General features: G+C 41.0%; 19 protein-coding genes and 1 pseudogene. All 20 read left to right on the top strand.

Annotation, left to right across the window (positions count from 1 at the left end; translation table 11 throughout):
* The first annotated feature begins 33 nt into the window (after nucleotides 1-33).
* The 20 genes and pseudogenes from G4V62_RS12100 (at nucleotide 34) to G4V62_RS12005 (ending at nucleotide 20,569) form a co-directional block, all read left to right on the top strand.
* A complete protein-coding gene (locus G4V62_RS12100) occupies nucleotides 34-1,407 on the top strand; it encodes an acyclic terpene utilization AtuA family protein (protein ID WP_165202567.1) in 1,374 nt (457 codons plus the stop codon).
* The gene (locus G4V62_RS12095) at nucleotides 1,400-1,735 is read left to right on the top strand and encodes a DUF4387 domain-containing protein (protein ID WP_165202565.1); all 336 of its coding nucleotides are present in this window, start codon (nucleotides 1,400-1,402) and stop codon (nucleotides 1,733-1,735) included. The genes G4V62_RS12100 and G4V62_RS12095 overlap by 8 nt, the downstream gene beginning before the upstream one ends.
* A 1,020-nt stretch (nucleotides 1,736-2,755) precedes the next feature.
* Nucleotides 2,756-3,391 carry a Vat family streptogramin A O-acetyltransferase gene (locus G4V62_RS12090; RefSeq protein WP_165202563.1) on the top strand — a complete coding sequence of 212 codons (636 nt, stop codon included), beginning with the start codon at nucleotides 2,756-2,758 and terminating at the stop codon, nucleotides 3,389-3,391.
* A gap of 420 nt (nucleotides 3,392-3,811) precedes the next feature.
* Complete coding sequence (locus G4V62_RS12085; protein WP_165202561.1) at nucleotides 3,812-4,675, top strand: MerR family transcriptional regulator; 864 nt, start codon at nucleotides 3,812-3,814, stop codon at nucleotides 4,673-4,675.
* Between the two features lie 84 nt (nucleotides 4,676-4,759).
* Nucleotides 4,760-5,872: a C45 family autoproteolytic acyltransferase/hydrolase gene (locus G4V62_RS12080; RefSeq protein ID WP_165202559.1), complete on the top strand. Its 1,113-nt coding sequence runs from the start codon at nucleotides 4,760-4,762 to the stop codon at nucleotides 5,870-5,872.
* Nucleotides 5,873-6,172: 300 nt separating this feature from the next.
* On the top strand, nucleotides 6,173-6,493 hold the full coding sequence (locus G4V62_RS12075; RefSeq protein ID WP_165202557.1) for a hypothetical protein: 321 nt from the start codon (nucleotides 6,173-6,175) through the stop codon (nucleotides 6,491-6,493).
* 3 nt (nucleotides 6,494-6,496) lie between these two features.
* Nucleotides 6,497-6,628 (top strand): annotated as a pseudogene (locus G4V62_RS19930) (IS200/IS605 family element RNA-guided endonuclease TnpB); the annotation flags it as partial.
* 215 nt (nucleotides 6,629-6,843) lie between these two features.
* Nucleotides 6,844-7,269, top strand: coding sequence for a DUF1801 domain-containing protein (locus G4V62_RS12065; RefSeq protein ID WP_165202555.1), 426 nt, complete (start codon nucleotides 6,844-6,846; stop codon nucleotides 7,267-7,269).
* Nucleotides 7,270-7,427: 158 nt separating this feature from the next.
* The gene (locus tag G4V62_RS12060; RefSeq protein WP_165202553.1) at nucleotides 7,428-7,922 is read left to right on the top strand and encodes a hypothetical protein; all 495 of its coding nucleotides are present in this window, start codon (nucleotides 7,428-7,430) and stop codon (nucleotides 7,920-7,922) included.
* Nucleotides 7,923-8,090: 168 nt separating this feature from the next.
* Nucleotides 8,091-8,765, top strand: coding sequence for a response regulator transcription factor (locus G4V62_RS12055; protein ID WP_165202551.1), 675 nt, complete (start codon nucleotides 8,091-8,093; stop codon nucleotides 8,763-8,765).
* Nucleotides 8,746-9,930 carry a sensor histidine kinase gene (locus G4V62_RS12050; RefSeq protein WP_165202549.1) on the top strand — a complete coding sequence of 395 codons (1,185 nt, stop codon included), beginning with the start codon at nucleotides 8,746-8,748 and terminating at the stop codon, nucleotides 9,928-9,930. The genes G4V62_RS12055 and G4V62_RS12050 overlap by 20 nt, the downstream gene beginning before the upstream one ends.
* A 560-nt stretch (nucleotides 9,931-10,490) precedes the next feature.
* Nucleotides 10,491-11,285, top strand: coding sequence for an SDR family oxidoreductase (locus G4V62_RS12045; RefSeq protein WP_212508763.1), 795 nt, complete (start codon nucleotides 10,491-10,493; stop codon nucleotides 11,283-11,285).
* 36 nt (nucleotides 11,286-11,321) lie between these two features.
* A complete protein-coding gene (locus G4V62_RS12040) occupies nucleotides 11,322-12,797 on the top strand; it encodes an FAD-binding oxidoreductase (protein ID WP_165202547.1) in 1,476 nt (491 codons plus the stop codon).
* Between the two features lie 140 nt (nucleotides 12,798-12,937).
* Nucleotides 12,938-14,377 carry an FGGY-family carbohydrate kinase gene (locus tag G4V62_RS12035; RefSeq protein WP_246218417.1) on the top strand — a complete coding sequence of 480 codons (1,440 nt, stop codon included), beginning with the start codon at nucleotides 12,938-12,940 and terminating at the stop codon, nucleotides 14,375-14,377.
* A 16-nt stretch (nucleotides 14,378-14,393) separates the two neighbouring features.
* Entirely contained in the window at nucleotides 14,394-15,698 is a 1,305-nt protein-coding gene (locus G4V62_RS12030) for an MFS transporter (RefSeq protein ID WP_165202545.1), read from the top strand.
* Nucleotides 15,699-16,024: 326 nt separating this feature from the next.
* The gene (locus G4V62_RS12025) at nucleotides 16,025-16,750 is read left to right on the top strand and encodes a MurR/RpiR family transcriptional regulator (RefSeq protein ID WP_165202543.1); all 726 of its coding nucleotides are present in this window, start codon (nucleotides 16,025-16,027) and stop codon (nucleotides 16,748-16,750) included.
* 362 nt (nucleotides 16,751-17,112) lie between these two features.
* Complete coding sequence (locus G4V62_RS12020; protein WP_165202541.1) at nucleotides 17,113-18,069, top strand: helix-turn-helix transcriptional regulator; 957 nt, start codon at nucleotides 17,113-17,115, stop codon at nucleotides 18,067-18,069.
* A gap of 61 nt (nucleotides 18,070-18,130) precedes the next feature.
* On the top strand, nucleotides 18,131-18,349 hold the full coding sequence (locus G4V62_RS12015; RefSeq protein ID WP_165202539.1) for a hypothetical protein: 219 nt from the start codon (nucleotides 18,131-18,133) through the stop codon (nucleotides 18,347-18,349).
* Between the two features lie 47 nt (nucleotides 18,350-18,396).
* Nucleotides 18,397-18,645, top strand: coding sequence for a hypothetical protein (locus G4V62_RS12010; RefSeq protein ID WP_165202537.1), 249 nt, complete (start codon nucleotides 18,397-18,399; stop codon nucleotides 18,643-18,645).
* Between the two features lie 868 nt (nucleotides 18,646-19,513).
* Complete coding sequence (locus tag G4V62_RS12005; protein ID WP_246218416.1) at nucleotides 19,514-20,569, top strand: extracellular solute-binding protein; 1,056 nt, start codon at nucleotides 19,514-19,516, stop codon at nucleotides 20,567-20,569.
* The last annotated feature ends 63 nt before the right edge of the window (nucleotides 20,570-20,632 follow it).

Raw genomic sequence — 20,632 nt, 5'->3', positions numbered from 1 at the left:
TTTATAATTAAATTCAAGACGGAGGTGCTCGTAATGAATGAAATGAGAGTATTATCACCAACGGCGATATTAGGTTACGGTTTCCCAGCTTCATCATTTGAAGCTGGGTTGGAAAAAAACCCACACGTGATTGCGGTCGATGCAGGATCAATAGACCCTGGCCCTTATTATCTTGGATCGGGTCAGTCATTTACTGATCGCACAGCAGTCAAGCGTGATTTAGCGTTTATGTTAGAGGCTGGGATAAAGAGAAACATTCCTGTCATCGTCGGCACAGCAGGTGGAGCTGGCGCTGAACCACACTTACAATGGTGTGTAGATATTGTTCTCGAAATTGCAAATGAGAAAAAGCTTCATTTTAAGATGGCAACAATCCAATCACAAATGGATAAAAATGTTTTAAAAGAAAAGATAAATGCAGAAAAAATAAAAGTATTACCGCCTGGCAATCCTCTTCGTGTTGAGGACATCGAGCAAAGTTCTCATATTGTAGGTCAAATTGGGGTCGAACCGATCATGAAGGCACTTGATGAAGGGGCTGAGGTCATCATTGCAGGCAGAGCGTACGATCCGACGGTTTTTTCAGCAAATGCTATTAAAGAGGGATTTGATAAAGGCTTAGCGATTCATATGGGTAAAATCCTTGAATGTGCTTCAATTGCTGCGCTCCCCGGCAGTGGCAGTGATTGCATGATGGGTTACTTGAGGCAAGACCACTTTTTAATTGAACCATTAAACCCAAATCGAAAGTGTACAACGACCTCTGTAGCTGCTCATACTTTGTATGAAAAAACGAACCCATATATTCTTCCTGGTCCTGGGGGATATTTAGACCTTCATGAAACGAAATTTGAGCAGCATTCTGACAGGGTAGTTAAAGTATCCGGTAGTCAATATGTTGAAGATCAACAATATACAGTTAAATTAGAAGGAGCGAAACCTATTGGTTACCGGACGGTTTCGATTGCAGGGGCCAGAGATCCTATTTTTATCAGTCAACTCGATGCCATTATCGCGGGAGTACGAGAGCAAGTAAACGATCATTTTAGCTCCATTGATGTCCATTATGAGCTGCTTTTTAACATTTATGGCAAAGGCGGCGTCATGAAAGAGCTCGAGCCAGAAGTGGAAGCTCAGCCGACAGAAGTAGGGATCATTATCGAAGCTGTGGCAGATACAGAAGAAATGGCAAATGCAGTTTGTAGTTTTGCACGCTCTACCATGCTGCATTTCGGGTATCCAGATCGAATTGCAACAGCTGGAAACTTGGCTTTTCCATATTCTCCTTCTGACTTTCAAGCAGGAGTCGTTTACCAATTCAACGTCCATCATTTACTTGAGGTAGATGACCCTTATGACATTTTTCCTGTCGAATATCAGCTGATTGGGGTGAACATTCATGCCTAAAACGATGAAAAACATTAAAGAGTTAGCGAGTGTCATTCGCAGCAAAAACGCGGGACCTTATGAATTAACGCTAGATATCATCTTCAAGGATCAACATATTTTTACGCAGGTGAAAGAAAGTAAGACGATCACAAAAGAGCTCATTGCTTCGTTATACAAAATACCAGTTGAGCAGGTGATCTCTCTCGTCGAGTTTGAGCCTGCAAATGCAATCAAAGCGACGATTGTAAGACCTCGCGTAGCAGGTGACTTAGGAGAAACGGATGTCTATGGGGCTCAGCAGCATGGTCCGTTATTAAACTTAAGTTTTGAAATGGATGCTTCATAACAGCCAATGAACGAAGAACGGATATAAGCTTAGTAGCACAGGCCACGGTACGGTCTGTGCTATGATTGCTCAGAAATATGAATTTCGTTTCTTAGGAAGAACATGCCGTTAACCCCATGTGTTTTTAACTTTTCTTGAATGGAGCATTGGTCCGCTTAAGTGAGCACTCGTTACGACAATTCATTTTTTCTTGAAATGATTCCATACCATTGGAACAACGTTAAGAACGAGGCTATACATAAAAACTAAAATTAAGTAAACGCAAACAGTTTGTGTCATGGGGTCTTGCCATTCCGTCATTCCTTTACCACTGACGATTTGGATAAGTATCAGTATTCCTACCCCGAATGTTAAGAGTATCCACATGATGATACGTCGGAATTGTTTGAAATTTATATTCATCCCTCATTTTAGGATGAGATAGCCATGACCAAGTATTTACAAAAATAGCATAACGAAGAGAAAGGCACTATGCAAATCAAGAGTGTTCGATACAGTTTTGCGTGGAGCACAATTTTACAGACATTCGTCACATAATGGGTTTTCAAGAGTAGAAAGAAAGGTACTACTGAACGAACGTATGTAAAAAGCGATGATTCAGTTAGAGCGATTTCTAGGCAAAGCTTACAGGAACGCCACTCTCAGATTGAGTCATTCCAACAGTTGACAATGGCATAGCATTCAAAGTATAGTTTGAAATAACTTTAGACAAGAGGAAGGGTGAACCAATTACATGAAGTATTAATCCTATTGATGAAAACAAACAATTTAAGGTGCTTAGCAGACAATCTCTGCTTCATTGATGATGCCTTTAATTGTCGTTTTTCAGAATAGGATTGGCTTTCTGTAGTTGGATCTAAAGGAGTTTAGTCTCTTTTTGTGTACCCTTCTATTTTTAATGCCGCCAATTCTGAATGAATGGGGGTTTTTTGTTTCCCCTTAGACGCAATGAAAAGGGTTCATAATGAGGCCTGCAAGGCACTGAGGCATTCAAAAAACGTAAAATGGGAGGAAAAACGAATGCAATACGGTCCGAACCCGAATGATATTTATCCCAATCCAGCAACAAAAAGTGTTTGTTTTATAAAGAATACGATTACTCGACCTCATATTATCGTAGGAGATTATAGCTATTATGATGATGTGAATGGCGCAGAAAAATTTGAGGAACACGTCACACATCATTATGAGGTTATTGGTGATCAGCTCATTATTGGTAAGTTTTGTGCCATTGCAAAGGGTGTAGAATTTGTTATGAATGGAGCAAATCACCGGATGAGCTCGGTAACGACCTATCCATTTAATATCATGGGCAATGGTTGGGAAAAAGCGACGCCATCACTCGACGAGCTACCATATAAAGGGGATACGGTCGTCGGCAATGATGTTTGGATTGGTCAACATGTGACGATTATGCCTGGTGTTCACATAGGAGATGGAGCGGTGATCGCTGCAAATTCTGTAGTAGCGAAGGATGTTCCTGCTTACCATATTGTCGGGGGAAATCCAGGTCGGGTCATTAAGAAAAGATTTGATGATGACTTGATTGATCATTTACTGAAAATAAAATGGTGGGACTGGTCACCCGAAAAGATTTTTTCTAACTTAGAAATCCTATGCAGTTCGGATTTAGAAGAAATTAAATCGATCAATTAAAATGGCAACCTATGCGAAAACATACATTTGGTCGCCTTAAAAAAATGAACGCAGGTTCTTTATTGAATAAAGGAATGGGTAGAGGGGAGCCTCTACCTTCAGCCTGTTGTCAAACGCTTTCAGCCGTCACTCGTTGGCTCGCTCGTCCTGAAAGATCCCAAAGCTTATGGGCGACAGACATACATACATCCCTCTTCATGATGTCCTGTAACTTTTGTGAATGACCCTCTGAAGGTCAATAAATTATTTTAGTAACGATCTGACCACTTGCCCATGAATATGATCAAATCCTTCTCTTCCATTAACGGTCACGTTTCCTCTCCATAAAAAAAGCAACATCACGTCATCCGTGTCATAGTCTATGAACAAAAGTTTTTCTCAGAAAAGGCGCTTATCTTAAGAAAGCGAAGGTCGCATAAAATGTACTCTATCGGAAAATTTTCTAAAATATGTAACATACCTGTGAAAACATTACGCTATTATAGTGAAATTGGTTTGCTCAATCCTTCTTATATAGATCCTGTAACAAACTATCGGTATTATAACTATGACAAAATTCAAATCAGTAAAAAGATAAAGCTGCTAAAAAGCTGTCAATTTTCCTTAGCTACAATTAAGGAATTTATTGAGAGCCCTGATCACACACAATGGCAAAGCATATTAGAACATAAAATGGATGAGCTTAACAATCAAAAAGAACAGATTTCTCAACAAATAGAAGAGCTGAGCCGGTTAAAAGCAAAAATTGAAAAAGAAGCTTCTATCATTCCAGGTCCTCTTGTATCTAGCTGTTTTATGGAACACCGACAGGAAGTACTGGTCTATACGATACGTGAGAAAATCAACGTGACATTTATTGATCAGCTCGTCAAAAAGTTATTTGACCGGATTTATGCTTTTAATCTCGAAGTTACAGGAAAGCACATGGCGATCTTTCATGAGCTAGATTTAGATCAAAAAGAGGTAGATGTAGAATTTCTTATACCAATCAAAGGTACGAGCCAGAAAGAAGATTGTGCGGTCTTAAAAGGGGGCACATACGCATGTTTAACGGTGAAAGGCCCTTATTCAGAATTAGGTGTAGGGTATGAGAGATTAATCCATTGGGTGAACAAGCAGCATCTAACCCCCGTTGGAAAAGCGATCGAGATTTACGACATAGGGCTTGTTTCGTCCAAATTTAATATGAAAGACATTCAACCAGACTTAAACAAACATCCCTCCGAGTTCGTCACCAAAATATGTATCCGGGTCATCAAGAACGATGAGGACAGCCAAAATTAATTTGAATATAGGGTAAACTCTCCATCTGCTGGAGGGTTTATTCTTTGTATACGAAGTGAAAATCTGAACTAGGGAGAGATAAAAATGAATCATTCAACTCAAGCCTATTTTTCTTTTCTTGAGGGTAGCAGCTATGAGATTGGCAGAAAGCAAGGAGAAGAAATAAAAAATATGCCTCACGCAGTCAATAAAGTTTTATTACAAGAGCCAATCGATGAGGCGAAGTTTAAGGATATGGAACAAATGATGAACGAGTATTGCCCAGGTTTAAGCGAAGAATTACGCGGCTTTGCAGATTCACTGCATGTTACGCCGAGATCTCTGAACTTCTTTGATGAAGCTTTGCTGCAACCAGGTGGATGTAGTCTGGGTGCTGTTTTACCGTCAAAAACAAAGGATCGTAAAACGTATGTTCTGCGAAATTATGATTTGTCACCAACCATTTCTGATATGAGACTTTGTACAACAAAGGTTAAGGGGAAATACAGCCACACCGGATTTTCCGTTTGTTATTTTGGTCGCAGTGAAGGCCTAAATGAAAAGGGGCTCTGTGTAGCCTTTGCCTCCTGCGGAATGCCTATAGGCAAGCATCCTGGAATGAAAAAGCCTATCATCAACGGCCTACAGTTTATGGTGATCGTCAGAGCTTTACTTGAGAATTGTCAAAACGTTGAGGAAGGCATTTCTTATATAGAGAATATGCCGATTGGAACGAATATGAATTTGCTTCTGACAGACGCCAATGGTCAAGCGGCTTTAATATCAACGTACGATGGCGAAAGGGCTGTGGAAAGAACCAATAGCACGTCAGAATTTATGATTGCAACGAACCATGGGCTGTTTCCCAGTATTGCAAGAAAGGAAAATGGAAAGTTGGAACAGTCCTGTGTTCGTTACGGTCTTTTGGAAAACCATTTAAGCAGCAACGACCTGATTTCAAAGCAGCATCTAAAAGATGTAACGTTACAAGAGTATCCTAAAGGATTAACTGTGCACAATTATGAGCAAAATTTTGGAACCGTTCATTCGATATTGTTTGATTTAGACGCCAAACAACTCGAATTCTCCTTTGGCTCACCGATACACAACAAAACGTACAAGTTAACAGTTGGAGAAGCATTGCCTCACTTCGATGTTAAAGTGTTGATGGAGAATACGGATTATGGGCCGGATTTTTGGAGCGTGATAGATTCGTAAAATGAACCGTGTAGGGCTCTACTGTGCTATAGGATCGAAGTGCAAAATCAAAGAATGAGTAGTAACAGAATAAAGAAGACAGGAATCATAAGAAATAGAAAACACATGACGAAATATTTTTTATAATTTTCCTTCTTCTTTTTCTTCATTAAGCCTATGATGAGAAGGGAGAGTGATATGATTAGTGAAATGATAGGCAGAAAGGCGAACGTTAATATTAAAAGATTTGACATTTGATCCTCCTCCCTTAAATACAAATACGAATGGATTGTTTTAGATTTGAAATGATTGGAGTCGAAGATGCTTACGATTACTTCATACATTGGCAAGAAGACGATGGATTCGTTTGAATGTAGTAAAGAAATCAGTCCAGCCGATTTTATGCCCTTAAAACATGACAGTTTAACGATTGAGGTGGCGAACAGCCAAATGAAAAAGTGTAACGACCGTTGGTTTATCGGTGCAGTCGTGATTAAAACAACAGATACGGAGTTAACCAGCTTTATCGACTGGGATGATATTGACTTTATTTGGTTGGGTATTTTAGAAATGCTTTTGGCCTATCAAATTCTGACAGAAGCCTCCCACTTCAAGGAATGTGTAGGACTTTCCCATGAGTAAGAACAGCGTATTCTGTCTAGACGACAGGAATTAGCATTAAGACGAAAATGTAAACTAGCTGAAGCAAAGAACTATCAAAAGCAAAAACGTAAAGTAGCGCCCATTCACGAAAAAATAGCGAATGCAAGAACAGACTAAACGGAGTTCATCAGGAGAAGTGATCGAGATGTTTCTAAAAGAGGAATAGACATTGATTATTTAAAGCAACCTCATCATGAGCGCAGAATTCAATACGAATTGTTTATGCACCTTTAGCACCAACACTTTGATGTGATCATGAAAAATACGAATGAAGCGGTTGTCGTTGAAATGGATGAGTTTACACGATAGCTGCTCATAGGAGGGACGTCATGTACGAGCAAAAAACAAAGCCGACAGATCAGGATGTCAATGAGTTTATCGAATCGCTGTCGTTGAGTGAGAGGAAGCGTGCTCAGTCTTATCAACTGCTGCAGCTCTTTGCGGAGACGAGCGGCTATCCGCCAGTGATGTGGGGACCGTCCATTATTGGGTTTGGGAAATATCAATATACTTACCCGACTGGACATAGCGGGGAGTCAATGTTGGTCGGTTTTTCCCCACGAAAGCAGCATTTTAGCCTCTACTTCGCGACAGGTGATGACAAACGGCAGACTTTGCTTGATCGATTAGGTAAACATCGAGCGGGTAAGGCTTGCGTCTACGTCACGAATACCGACAATATTGATCAGGATGTTTTAAAGGCGCTGATCACGCAGTCGATTGCGTTTTTACGTGAGCATCATAAAGTCGTATAAAAGTCTCCTTTTAGCATAAGAGCCTTTTTATTTAGTGACCGAATAAAAAAGAGCAGTTGTTTTTCTCAAATTTGCAAAACCTAACCTTCATCTAACCTTGGGTTATTTATGATGATATTAGGTCATTTACCTAATGAAAATACTTGGAGGTTGATTTGATGAGGTTAAAATCTATTGTTTCAACTGTGATGGTCGGTGCTATGGCGTTTGGTGGGTCGATGGTTGCTGTTGAAGGTGCTGATGCTGCTCAAGCATCTAAAGTCGGTGAAAGTATTTCAGTGTCAACGTTGGAATCAATTGAAGCAGGAGATAAAGTAGCCATTGAATTATACAAAGCAGTGCCATTCAGTGACATTCAAGAAAACATGACGCTAATCCAAAAGCAACCGAGTGAACAGGGAGATGATGAAGTCATTGAAGCTTCCAACATAATGAAAGCAACAGAAGCAATTGAGCTCACAGCATCAGACATGCTTATTAAAGTAATCCCTCTCACTGAGGCGTTGCAATTAAGTGATATTCAAGAAAACATGACGCTAATTCAAAGGCAACTGAGTGAACAGGGAGATGATGAAGTCATTGAAGCTTCCGAACCGATGACAGATATAAAAGCAGTTGAATTGAATGAAGCGACTGTAAAATCGAGTCAATAACAAGAAATCATTAAGCTGCACATCGCCTAGGTGTGCAGCTTAATCAGTTCTGAAGTAAGGTGTATTCGGAAGCCGTCTCACGGTGTCACGGATGATATAACATGGAAAAGTATGTTGATCATGAAGAACACCGCATTCATTTACGCAGTGTGCAAACGAGGTGACCTTGTGAAAATCTTATTAGTGGAAGATGAAAAACAGCTGGCACATATTATAAAAAATGGACTAAAAAAAATGTCATATGCGATTGACACAGCGTTTGATGGCGAGGAAGCACTAGAGCTTCTTGAGATCAATAGTTATGACCTAGTCATATTAGACCTTAACTTACCTAAAATAGACGGAATCGATGTGCTGAAACGGATTAGAGAAACAGATGATGAGCTCAAAGTGTTAATATTATCGGCGCGAAATGATGTTGTCGATAAAGTCCACGGGTTAGACTTAGGGGCCAACGACTATCTTGAAAAACCGTTTGATTTTTTAGAGCTGGCTGCGCGAATTCGGAACCTGTTAAGACGATCTTTTATTCAAACGGATACGACGATTTCTTGTGGTCGTTTGCACATTGATACAGCCGCAAAAATAGTGACGATAGACAATGAGCTATTGGATTTGACGAATAAAGAGTATGGGATTTTGCAGTATTTGGCACTAAACAAAGATCGTTTTGTGTCTGCCGAAGAGATGATTGAGCATGTTTGGGAAAGCGACATAGATCCATTCTCCAATTCGTTCAAAGTCCATATGCATTCTTTGCGAAAGAAAGTTGGGGTCAAAGGGATGATTAAAAATGTTCGTGGAAAGGGATATCAGTTAAATCATGGCACCACTAATGAATAAAATATCATTACGAATGAGGATTACGCTAATCGTAGCTTTGGTGCTGCTATTAATTGCGGCAGGGTTAACAACCATTAGTGTCATTGCGAAAGATCGTCATTTTGTCGTCCCACAGCTTGAAGTGCAAAATTCACAAGACAATGAGGAATTATTCAGTCATATTGAAAGAAACGCAAATAACGAACGACAGCAGGAAGACCAACCAAGGAGCGAGATGATTGAAGCTCAACCCGTTCAAGCAACGATCATTACTGAGGCACGTCGTAGTTTTACGGTAGAGATTATCCTGGCCATGGTTATTCTTACTTTAGTTGGTATATTTTTAACTTATGTCGTTGTGGGGAGGGCTTTAGCTCCCTTAACGGACTTAAGCCAAACAACACAACGTATTGATGAAAAACATTTGGATACGCAAATTCCTCTAACGCAAACAAACGATGAAGTCGCGAGTTTGACGACGTCGTTTAATTCAATGCTCTCTCGTCTTAAAGCGTCATTCGATATTCAAAAACATTTTGCGACCAACGCCGCTCACGAATTAAAAACCCCTTTGACGACGATGAAATCATCCATGCAAGTTTTGCAGATCGATGGGGATCCTACGATGCAGGAGTATAAGGAGAACATAGAGGTCATGAAAGTAAATGTTGACAGGCTCATAGAGATTGTCAACCAGCTGCTGATGATGTCTTCACCAGAGATAGAAAATAAACAAAACATCCAACTGGATGAGCTCATTCATGACCGTATTCAACAGGCTGAAGTATCAATCAAAGAGAGAAATATTCGTTTGCAGCAAAACCTTGAGCGAGTTGAGATGCAAGGGAACCCAATATTAATGACAAGCCTCGTGGATAATATTTTGTCCAATGCCATTAAATATAACAATACAAATGGTCTCATCGCAGTTGCGCTTCATACCGATGACAGCGAAGTTATATTAGAAATGACTGATTTTGGTATAGGTATTCCAGAGGAAAAGTCTAGGCATATTTTCGAGCCTTTTTATCGTGCCGATCCTTCACGATCGAAAGAAATCAGTGGAAGTGGTTTAGGATTATCCATTGTAAAAACAATCGTTGATCATATGAAAGGACGAATTGAGGTTGAAAGTAAAGAAGGAGAGGGGACGAAGATAAGGGTCTATCTTCCTTATCAAACATAAGGCGATGTGTATAGAAAATGAAATAAATCAACTAAAGCAGCGCTTACGTCATAGCGATTTAACGTGAGCGCTGTTTTTGTTGTCTCCTAAAATGCTAAAAGTCATGACCTTATGTATTTATATTGTACATCTTGTTAATAATACCTTTGAACTTTAGAGACAATGGTTTACATCATGAACGCGAGCCACCGCGTTTCTTTTCATGTGACGCAGTTATCTTTGAGGAAATATGTGCTCACCTTGAAACTGAATCTCACATATGACACAGACGTGATCGTTTGTTTCATCTCGCTTTTCATTCGTCTGTTCGCCTTCAATGGTCTCTTCGAATCTTGGCTCGGAACCAACCCTAGGACGGCTAGTTTTTAAACGCTGTAGCATCATTTTATTTATTTTGTTTATTCTAAAAACAAAAGGATTATAAGAAAATTTTCCTCGTAAGCGATTTATTTAAATATATTTAGGAAAATTTCTTGTAAAATGCTTGCTTTTTAGTTTAGTATCGTATTAAGATTCAATTAAAGAAATAATAAACTCATACATCAGAAGGGGTGGTAAGGATGAGTCAAGGTGCAGCAAAAATAACTGATTTTAATATGGATTTTTTTAATCTGAAGGGTAAAGTTGCAATGATTACGGGTGGAAATTCAGGTTTAGGTCAAGGGTTTGCTCTTGCGCTTGCTAAAGCTGGAGCGGACATTTTCGCAGTAAGTATGGCTGAGGATAATGACGAAACGAAAAACCTGATTGAAGCAGAAGGCGTGAGGTACCATTTAGCACTTGGCGATATTACGAAAGACGGCGTTTGTAAACAAATTGTCGATGAGTGCATTGAAACATTTGGTAAAATCGATATTTTGCTCAATAACGCCGGGATCGGAATCAATGAACCAGATGTAACAAAATTCACTCGTGTACAGTGGGATAAAATGGTTGCTGTCAACTTAACTGCCCCTTTTGAAATGGCTAGTGAAGTGGCTAAACATATGATTCCACAAAAAAGCGGAAAAATTATTAACACATGCTCTCTCTTTTCTTTTTTAGGTGGACAATGGTCACCAGCGTATGCAGCCACAAAGCATGGTCTGGCAGGTTTCACGAAAGCGTATTGTGACGAATTGGCACAATTCAATATTCAAGTAAACGGCATTGCGCCTGGCTATTTCGCAACAGACGTGACAAAGGAAACGCGAGCAAATCCGGTCACTAATCAGCGCGTGCTTGATCATATTCCGGCAAATAGATGGGGAAATGTGCTTGATTTAATGGGAGCTATGGTCTTTTTAGCATCTGACGCGGCCAATTATGTAAACGGTACCTTGCTCACGGTAGACGGTGGCTATCTCGTTAGATAAAACAAATATAGCAATGATAAACAAAGGAGAATCAAGATGAGTACACATATGATTGAAGAACTCAAGTCCATGATTTCCGAGGAACAAATTATTACAAATCCTGAAGCATTGTATGATGCGGCGGCTGACCGTTATAAAAAATATGCGAAAGCAAAAAATGTTCTCGACGTCCCTACACCACTTGCCATTGTGTTTCCTTATTCGACCGAGGAAGTACAGTCGCTATTAACGTTCTGTAATAAAAATGATATTAATGTGATCCCTCGTAGCGGTAAAACAGCTACAGAAGGCGGATTGGAAAACTGGAAAGACAAGACGCTCGTCATCGACGGGTCAAAGATGAATGACATCATTGACATTGACACATACAATATGCAAGCGACTGTCCAATCAGGTGTGAAATTACAGCAATTGGAAGACGAGCTTCGTAAAGTCGGTTATACGACGGGGCATTCTCCACAATCAAAGCCAGTAGCGCAAATGGGTGGCTTAGTCGCTACACGAAGCATTGGTCAATTTTCCACACTTTACGGTGCAATTGAAGATATGGTTGTCGGCTTGGAATGCGTGTTCCCAGAAGGACAAGTTTCGAAAATCAAAAATGTTCCAAGACGTTCTGGAGGCCCAGATATTCGTCACATTGCCATCGGTAACGAAGGCGCGTTGTGCTACATCACAGAAGTGACTGTGAAAATCTTTAAATTCTTTCCGGAAAATAATACGTTCCACGGTTACCTCGTCAAAGACATTGAATCTGGTACTAAAATGTTAAGAGAAGTTATCGTAAACGGCTTTAGACCGTCCGTTGCACGCTTGTATTCCGAAGAAGATGCAAGACAACATTTTAGCCATTTTTATAAAGATAAATGTGTCTTGATTTTCATGGCAGAGGGACCAGAAGGCATTGTCAAGGCGACGAATGAAGCGATTGAACAAGCTGTTGAAAAATATAGCGCACACGTGATTGAAAAAGTAGACCCTGCTCACATCGAGAACTGGTTTAACAACTTAAACTGGGAGCAAAGCCGCATTGATGAAGAAATTGAAGATATGGTTAAAAATAATTCACATGATGGGTTTACGACAGAAGTTTCCGCTGATTGGGAAACCATCCCTGTACTTTACAACAATGTGATCAACAGAATTCGAAATGAGTTTGACCGTGCCGACGAATTAACAATGCTCGGTGGGCATTCGTCTCACAGTTACTTGAACGGAACGAATATGTATTTTGTTTATAACTACACGATCAATTGTGCACCTGAAGATGAGATGATGACCTATCACCATCCGATCCACCAAATTATCATTGAAGAAACATTGAAATTGGGCGGTTCAATGTGTCACCACCACGGGATCGGAAAATATCGTTCAGAGTGGACGAAAGAGGAGCATGGATCAGCTTATTACATGCTTGAGAAATTAAAAGAAGCCTTTGATCCGAAAGGTATTATGAACCACGGAACCATTTTCCCACAAGAAAATGAAATCAAGAAATATATCAGAAGCTAAATAAGACGGACTAGTAATAGGAAGTCATCCAATTCAAACAGGTCTCCTTGGTGTTGGTGTAAAAGCTAATCATCGATGAAAATTGACTTACGTCAATGCCGAGGAGGCTCTATTCCTATCGAAAAGAGAAAGGCCTGGTAATGATGAATAAAGAAAGATATATCATGGGCATTGATAATGGTTCTCAAAGTACAAAAGTCATTTTGTTTGACATTGAAGGGAACGAAGTTGCATTTGGTTCTTGTCCATTGCGAGACCCATTAACGCCTAAACCTGGCGTCGTCGTTCATCCTGATGACGATTTATGGGACAGCGTGTATCATGCGATTGAAAATTGTTTGGCTCACTTCACTGGTGACCGGAAGGCCATTGAGGGGATTGGGCTCTGCACGATTCGTAGCTGTCGCGTCTTGCTTAAGGAAGACGGTTCGCTAGCGCAGCCAGTGTTGAGCTGGATGGATGTCAGGTTAGCAAAGCCTTATGTGCACGAAGACGATCGTGTGAAATATGTCACATCAACGTCTGGCTATTTAGGATTTAAAATGACTGGCGAAATGAATGACACTGCTGCCAATTATGAAGTCAATTGGCCGTTGGATCGGGAAACATTAGATTGGTCAAAAGATGACAGTGTCATGGAAGCGAATGGTTTAACGAGAGACATGCTTTTTAACCTCGTCAAGCCAGGGGAAAAGCTAGGCTCACTACGTCAAGAGCTTGCGCAGCAATTCGGTTTGCAGGAAGACGTTCCCGTTGTCGCCACCGCGAATGATAAAGCGGTTGAAGTGTTGGGTTCAGGGATTAAAGACGAAAAAGCGATGATGATCTCACTAGGTACGTATATTTCCGCGATGACGTTAAGGGAGAGTGATTATGAAAACGCTGACAATTTCTTCCCAACACTTGCAGCGATTCCTTTCAAATATGTGTACGAATCTAACGGCATTAGGCGCGGAATGTGGACGGTCAGCTGGTTTAAAAAATTGCTTGGCGATGACTTAGTTTCGCAGGCATCCAGTGTCGGCCTTTCAGAAGAAGAGTATTTAAATCAGAAAGCTGAGGAAGTACCAGCAGGAAGTGATGGACTCATTACGATGTTGGACTGGCTTTCTAGTCCTGCTGTCCCTTACCGAAAAGGTGTAATGATCGGTTTTGATCAAAGGCACACGAAATTTCATATGTATCGCTCTATCCTAGAAGCGATTGCTTTTAACATCAAAAACAATATTGATGATCTGTTGAACGAAACCGATTCGGACATCAATGAGGTCGTCGTCACAGGCGGTGGATCGAAGAGTGATGTGATCATGCAAATTTTAGCAGATTTATTTGGCTTGCCTGTGCATCGAAGAAAGGCAAGTAGCGTTGCTTGTTTAGGCGCCGCCATTAGCGCATGCACTTATTTGAATATTTATGATGATTTTTCCGAAGCCATCGATCAATTGGTTAAAAATGAAACAACGTTTTTCCCGGATGCAAGTAACCACGATTTTTATAACAATGTCAATGAGACCGTCGTGAAGCACGTTAGAACGTACACGGATGAGATTTTAAAGCGTTCTTATCCTATATTCCAATAAGAAAAGAGGTTAGTCTATGCAAGCGAGCAACTTTAAACGATATTTTCAATTTGCTTTAATCGTTTTAGCAGGTGGTTCGATATTTCCACTGATTTATTTAAGAACGAATTACCAAGAGACGATCCTCGAAGTGTACGGGCTCCAATTAGCGGATTTAAATATTATTCTCTCTGCATTGGGAATTGCATATGTCATTGGGTATTTTCCGAGCGGCTGGATGGCTGACCGTTTTTCAGCGAAGAAATTGCTTTCTATATCTTTATTGGCGGTCGGATTAGCGGGCATTTGGTTTGCGCAAGTTCCTAGCTATCCATACGTCATCATTATCTTCATTATTTGGGGCATATTCTCCGTACTCACGTTTTGGTCGGCACACTTGAAGCTTGTAAAGCTCATCTCCAAAAAAGAAGAAGAAGGTCGTTTCTTTGGGATTTTAGATGGTGGTAAAGGTGTTGTTGAAGCCATTCTTGCGAGTATCGCGGTCACGATATTTTCGGCAGTATTAGGGGCAAGTACAGCGACGGCCGATAAACAAGACGCGTTAGTTTCGATCATCTATATGTACTCAGGCGTACTCATCGTCGTAGCCATATTGATTATGATCTTTGTCCAAGTCGATGATCCGGTCGCCGAAAAAGCGGAGAATGCAGAAAAAGTGGAAAAGGTGCAGAAAAAAACGCAAACAAATTTAACCGCTTTCAAAAAAGTGTTTACCAATAAATTTGTCTTGCTGCTTGGCGGTATTATCTTTATGTCCTATATCGTCGCCTGGACGGTGTATTACGTCGGCGGATTTTTACAAACGAATATTGGTGTAACCGCAGCGACAGTGGGGACGGTGACTGTAGCGATGCTATGGATGCGTCCGATTGGCGGTGTCCTAGGCGGTTATTTAGGAGACAAATTTGGTAAGAGTAAAATATTAAGTATCTCGTTAGTCCTTGGAACGGTTGTGTTATTTGTCATGGCACTGTTACCTTCAGAAGTACCGAAAATGTATTTTACGATCTTGGTGCTACTCATGGGTCTAGCGGTTTACTCTATTCGCGGTCTGTATTGGGCACTACTAGGTGATTGTGACATTGATGAAGACGTATTAGGGCTGTCCATTGGTTTTGTGTCATTTATCGGATATTTACCAGATATCGTTCTCCCGCTCATTGTGAGTGGGTTAATGACGCAATATGGAGAGACAGGCGGGTACAATGCATACTTTATCTTTAGCGCCATTGCCGGGGTGATTGCAATCATCTTGACAGTTATTTTTGGAGGCATCGTTAAAAAGAATCAGGCGGCCAAAAAGAATGCGGTCACTGAATAAGTGATCGTACATTATGGACAATCAGTTCTTTATGATAAAGGGCTGGTTGTTTTTTTGCGTGCGCCAAGGATAGCGACGACTGAGGTTGCCAACCACTAAAAAAGCGCAAGGCAATGATCGCGAAGTCAGCGCCTCGGGAAGCCTGCCATTAAATCACGAGTCGTACGGTGATGTGAGAGGGGGTTAACAGTCCTTACGCGTGGGTGTTGTATAAAAGCCCCATGTGAAGTTTGCGTTAGAATATGGTACTCTTTTTATATAAACACGTTTTGAAACAAAAGGCGTATTGCAAATAGTGCAAACGACAAGGGGTTAGGAATAAATCAATGTTAAAATTACGGACGGACAATTTAACAGAATTAGAAAAGAAAATACATAGCACTTTGTCAGAAGCTGTTGCTGAGAATAGTAAACTAAAAATTATTGAAGCTGCAGATTTGTGCGACGTTTCTCCATCTAAAGTGTCAAAGCTCGTTCGGAAATTAGGTTTTGAAAATTTTAAACAATATAAGTTATATTTTAGTGGTCAGCAAGCAAGTGTTGAGGTTAGACAGAAGTCTACCGAAATTGAACGGTTAATTCAATTCTTAGAGGACTATGATCCAGAGATCGTTGATCATTTTATTTCCGTTTTTAAGAACTTCAACAAAGTCATATTATTCGGTCTTGGTCCTTCCTTTATTAGTGCGGAATATTTTGCCTATAAGCTTGCGACGATCACAGATAAAAATGTCTTTGTCACGCACCATGAAGACTATGCAGAGCGCTTGGCTGATGAAGATACATTATTGATTGTGTTTTCAGTGACAGGAAAATTTGCCTCATTTGAGAACTTATTTTCGGCAGCAAAAAGTAAAGGTGCCCAAGCGATGTTAATTTTAGAAGAGCAAATCAATACAAGGGATTCCCAAGCGGATTACATTTTTTATTTATCAAAATACAACCAAAGCGATGACTTATTGGCATTTGAAAAAACGAGAACGATCTTTTTTATCTTTATTGAGGAGATTATTACTAAATTAAACCGTAAGTCAGATGAAATGGAAAATTGAGTGACACGATAGGTAAACCCTATAGATGTAAATCACCGCAAGCTTTTCGATGCAAATAGATAGAATTGGTTAAATAGGGGTAGAAGAGAACGTGACTCTGGTATGAACTAGAGTCTTTTTATCTTCACGCAAATTTATTGTCCTGGCATACTGATGGTCTTTGCGACTGATTGTGTGTTTGAATTTTTAATGCGTCTGATGACGTATAAACATGTCGTTATGGTGAAAGTCATCGGCCTCGGAAGCTTTTTTACATGAAAGTGAGCTAGAAATGAGAACATCATCACGACAGGGAGTTTAAGAAAAATGGTGATGCGAATGACAAACGGTTTTGGTTATCTAAGAAATGGAGGGCGCTTCACGTGAAGTTAGAAAGGCTCTTATCAATCATTATCCTGCTGTTAAACCGTCGGATGGTGCAGGCGAAAGACCTCGCGGAGCAGTTTGAGGTGTCGACGCGGACGATCTATCGAGATATTGAAGCCATCAATGGGGCGGGCATTCCGATTGTCACCTATCAGGGGACGAACGGTGGTATTGGTCTGGCGGAAGGTTATCGTTTGGATCGAAATGTATTGAATAACGACGAGCTGGCGGCGATCGTTACGGCCCTTCGCAGCATCTCCACTTCATATGGTAACGAGCAGCATGCGAGATTGATGGAGAAAATGAGTAGCGTTGTGCCACCGGCATACGCTGAGGAATTCCAGCATAAGACGAATCGAGTGTTGATCGACTATTCGCCTTGGGATGGCATCGAACGATTGCGATCTAAACTACAGCTCTTAAACGACGCGATCGATCGTTGTCTCGTCGTAAAGTTCATTTATTCTAATGCCGAAGGAGAAGTGACAGACCGTATCGTCGAACCGCACATCTTAATCTTTAAAGGGAAAAGCTGGTACGTCAAAGCGTATTGTGTGGCGAAAGAGCAGTTTCGGCTGTTTAAGCTCCATCGAATGAAGGCGCTGGAAGTTGATGCAGAACGGACATTCACGCGCAGAGAGCTTCCATCTCAAGAACAGGCGGCAGACAAAAGTTCACATGACACTTCCCAGCAGATGACCGAATTCGTTTTACGATTTCATGATGACAGTCGTCATGTGGCGGAAGAATGGTTCGGTATTGAGGAAATGATGCCAATGGAAGACGGCACTTGGCAAGTGAAGAAGGCGTATCGCGAAGATGAATGGCTCTATAGCTTCATTCTCAGCCTCTCGCACCATGCGGAAGTCGTTGAGCCGCCTCATTTACGGGAGATCATTGCTCATCGCGCTGAACAGATTGCAAAAAAATATCGAAACAACGAGACAACCTGACAGACAGGTGTCAAGTTTGTTCGCTTATACTCAAATTACTCAAAACAAAGGAGAGTGATTTGTGATGAAACAAAATGATTTAAGAAGAACAGATGAGGAAATGAGTGGTATCAAGCAACCGAATCGTATAGAGGAACTTCCTTCCTTTACTTTAGCAGGGCTGAGTGTGGTCACGACAAATTTTTTTGTTATCGAAAAGAGGATGTTTCCGTCGTTAAAGAAAAGAACGGGCGCCGTGAGGAAGAGATCGAGGGGATCATACTGGACATTTGTCGTTTAGCCCCCGTAGCCATTATGGGGGAAGATGTCAGGGTTAGAACAATCTGCATGGATACGAATAAGGCAGTTGCTGGCGGTCATGGGACTTTACTAGACGGACCACATCGTTTGCAGGTGACTGAGCAATGCCGGTCCATCGCAGAGGCATTGACACAAGCATTAAACGAGTTTGATTATGAGCTGTTAGAAGCTGAAATGATCAATCAACCGTTGTCGTTCCAAACGCACATCTCTACCATTTACCGTGATCCGCAAGCTTATTTGATCTTGGACGCGATATTTTACTGGGAGGATTAAAGTTGATGGTTTCCTTTTGCTATCCATATGAGGGGGTTGGACAGTGTGAAGTAGCTTTTAGTGACTCTTCCAAGAACTCAACACAATACATCTTCATTGCCAACAGCAACTCTGCGGATTTTCCTCGGGAGACCGCTCGACAAACCTCGTCAAGAAGACACCGCCGATAAAGTTCTAAAGTATACGTATGTTTTGAACCCGCAAACGGAGCATACGCTGTCTGCCATAACCGTGACTTGTCTTCATTATTGTCTCCCTTTTTAAAAACAAAAAGGGGTTTTAAGATTTGTGAGAACACCAAAATCACTTGCCAGGAGGATTTGATGAAGATAGATGTGGCGGTCGTTAAAAAATGAATTGCAACGCAGTTCCCCCAGTGGAAGGCGTTAGACATCCAACCGGTTGAACAGGGCGGACATGATCATCGGACATTCCATTTAGGGGATCGAATGAAGGTGAGGATGCCGAGCGGGAAGGCGTATGAACCACAAATAGAGAAAGAGGTCACCTGGTTGCAAAATGTAAATATATAATTTCCTCAGCTTGCCTCTGACATCTCGTAAACAAGTGATGTCAGAGGCAAGCTTTTTTATGTAAAACATTGATGGTGCTAGCTATACCATGATCGCGCGTTGCAAAAGTAATATCATTTGCTCACTTTTTTCGTCGTGTAAATTCATGTAAATCTTATGTAAATGTCGTTGACGTGCCCACTAACGAGGCATATAATGATTCCGAAATAAAAAATTGACACGTTCCAAAAAAACAAAAGGGGGACTGGAGGAAATATTACAATTGTTGGTATTAATGCTGATAGTAAACTGACAACGGAGAAACAACCAAATTGCTTACAAAAAGGAGAAACGTCATGAGATTAAACAAATCATTCCTATTGACCATGTCACTCATGTTTGTCGTAAGTATTTTAGCCGGTTGTATGGGCGGCAATTCAGCAAATGATGATTCAAAGTCCCTCGTCGTATATACGAATTCTGCATCTGACGGCCGTGGCGATTGGTTAGCTGAGAAAGCCACAGAAGCTGGGTTTGACCTTGAAATTGTGGAAGCAGGTGGCGGAGAGTTATTTAACCGGATTATGTCAGAAAAGAACAATCCGCTAGCAGACGTTGTTTTTGGTCTGAATCAAATGAATTTTGCAACGTTAAAGTCAAACGACTTGCTCGTTCCTTACGAACCAACGTGGATGAGCGAGCTTCCTGAAGGGACAAGTGACAGGGAAAATTATTTTCATCCGCTTGTAGAGCAGAGAATTATTATGCTGTATAACCAAGACGTGTTTACTGAAGAAACTGCTCCCAAGGATTGGACGGACCTGATCGAAAACGAAAAATTTAAAGGAAAATACAACGTTCCAGCGGATCTCGGTGGCGCAACAAACCGTGCAATTGTTTACGGGATTCTTATGAGGCATGTCGATGAAAATGGAGACTTAGGTATCTCTGAAGAAGGCTGGAAACAAATCGAGACGTTTTTTGACAATGGATACAAGACGCCAGAAGGTGAAGACGCCAACGCAAATCTTGCCTCTGGAGAGGTGCCGATCTCATATATTTGGTCTAGTGGACTGCCTGGTGTAGAAGAAGAATTTGGCTTTGAAGCAGCCGTCGTTTCTCCGGAAATCGGTGTACCAACCACTGTAGAGCAGGTTGGGATAATTAACAAAGGTGGCGACAAAGACACGGCTGTCGCTGAGGAATTTATTAACTGGTTCGGAAGTGCAGAAATTCAAGGTGCTTGGGCAGAAGAGTTTGGCACATTACCAGTAAATACAAAGGCACTTGAAAATGCTTCAGACCGTATGAAAGATATTGCTGAGAGTACGACCATTCAAGACATGGATTATCAGTTCATTTCAGAGCAAATTGACGAATGGGTGGAAAAAATCGAATTGCAGATTTTATAGTTTTAAAAAGCAGCTTGTGCCTTGATGAGCCTTTCGTTCATCAAGGCAGGCCTAATCAGAAGG

It is taken from the genome of Litoribacterium kuwaitense (assembly GCF_011058155.1).
In the GTDB taxonomy this organism is placed as follows: Bacteria; Bacillota; Bacilli; order Bacillales; family DSM-28697; genus Litoribacterium; species Litoribacterium kuwaitense.
This window is presented reverse-complemented; position numbering and strand designations above follow the sequence as displayed.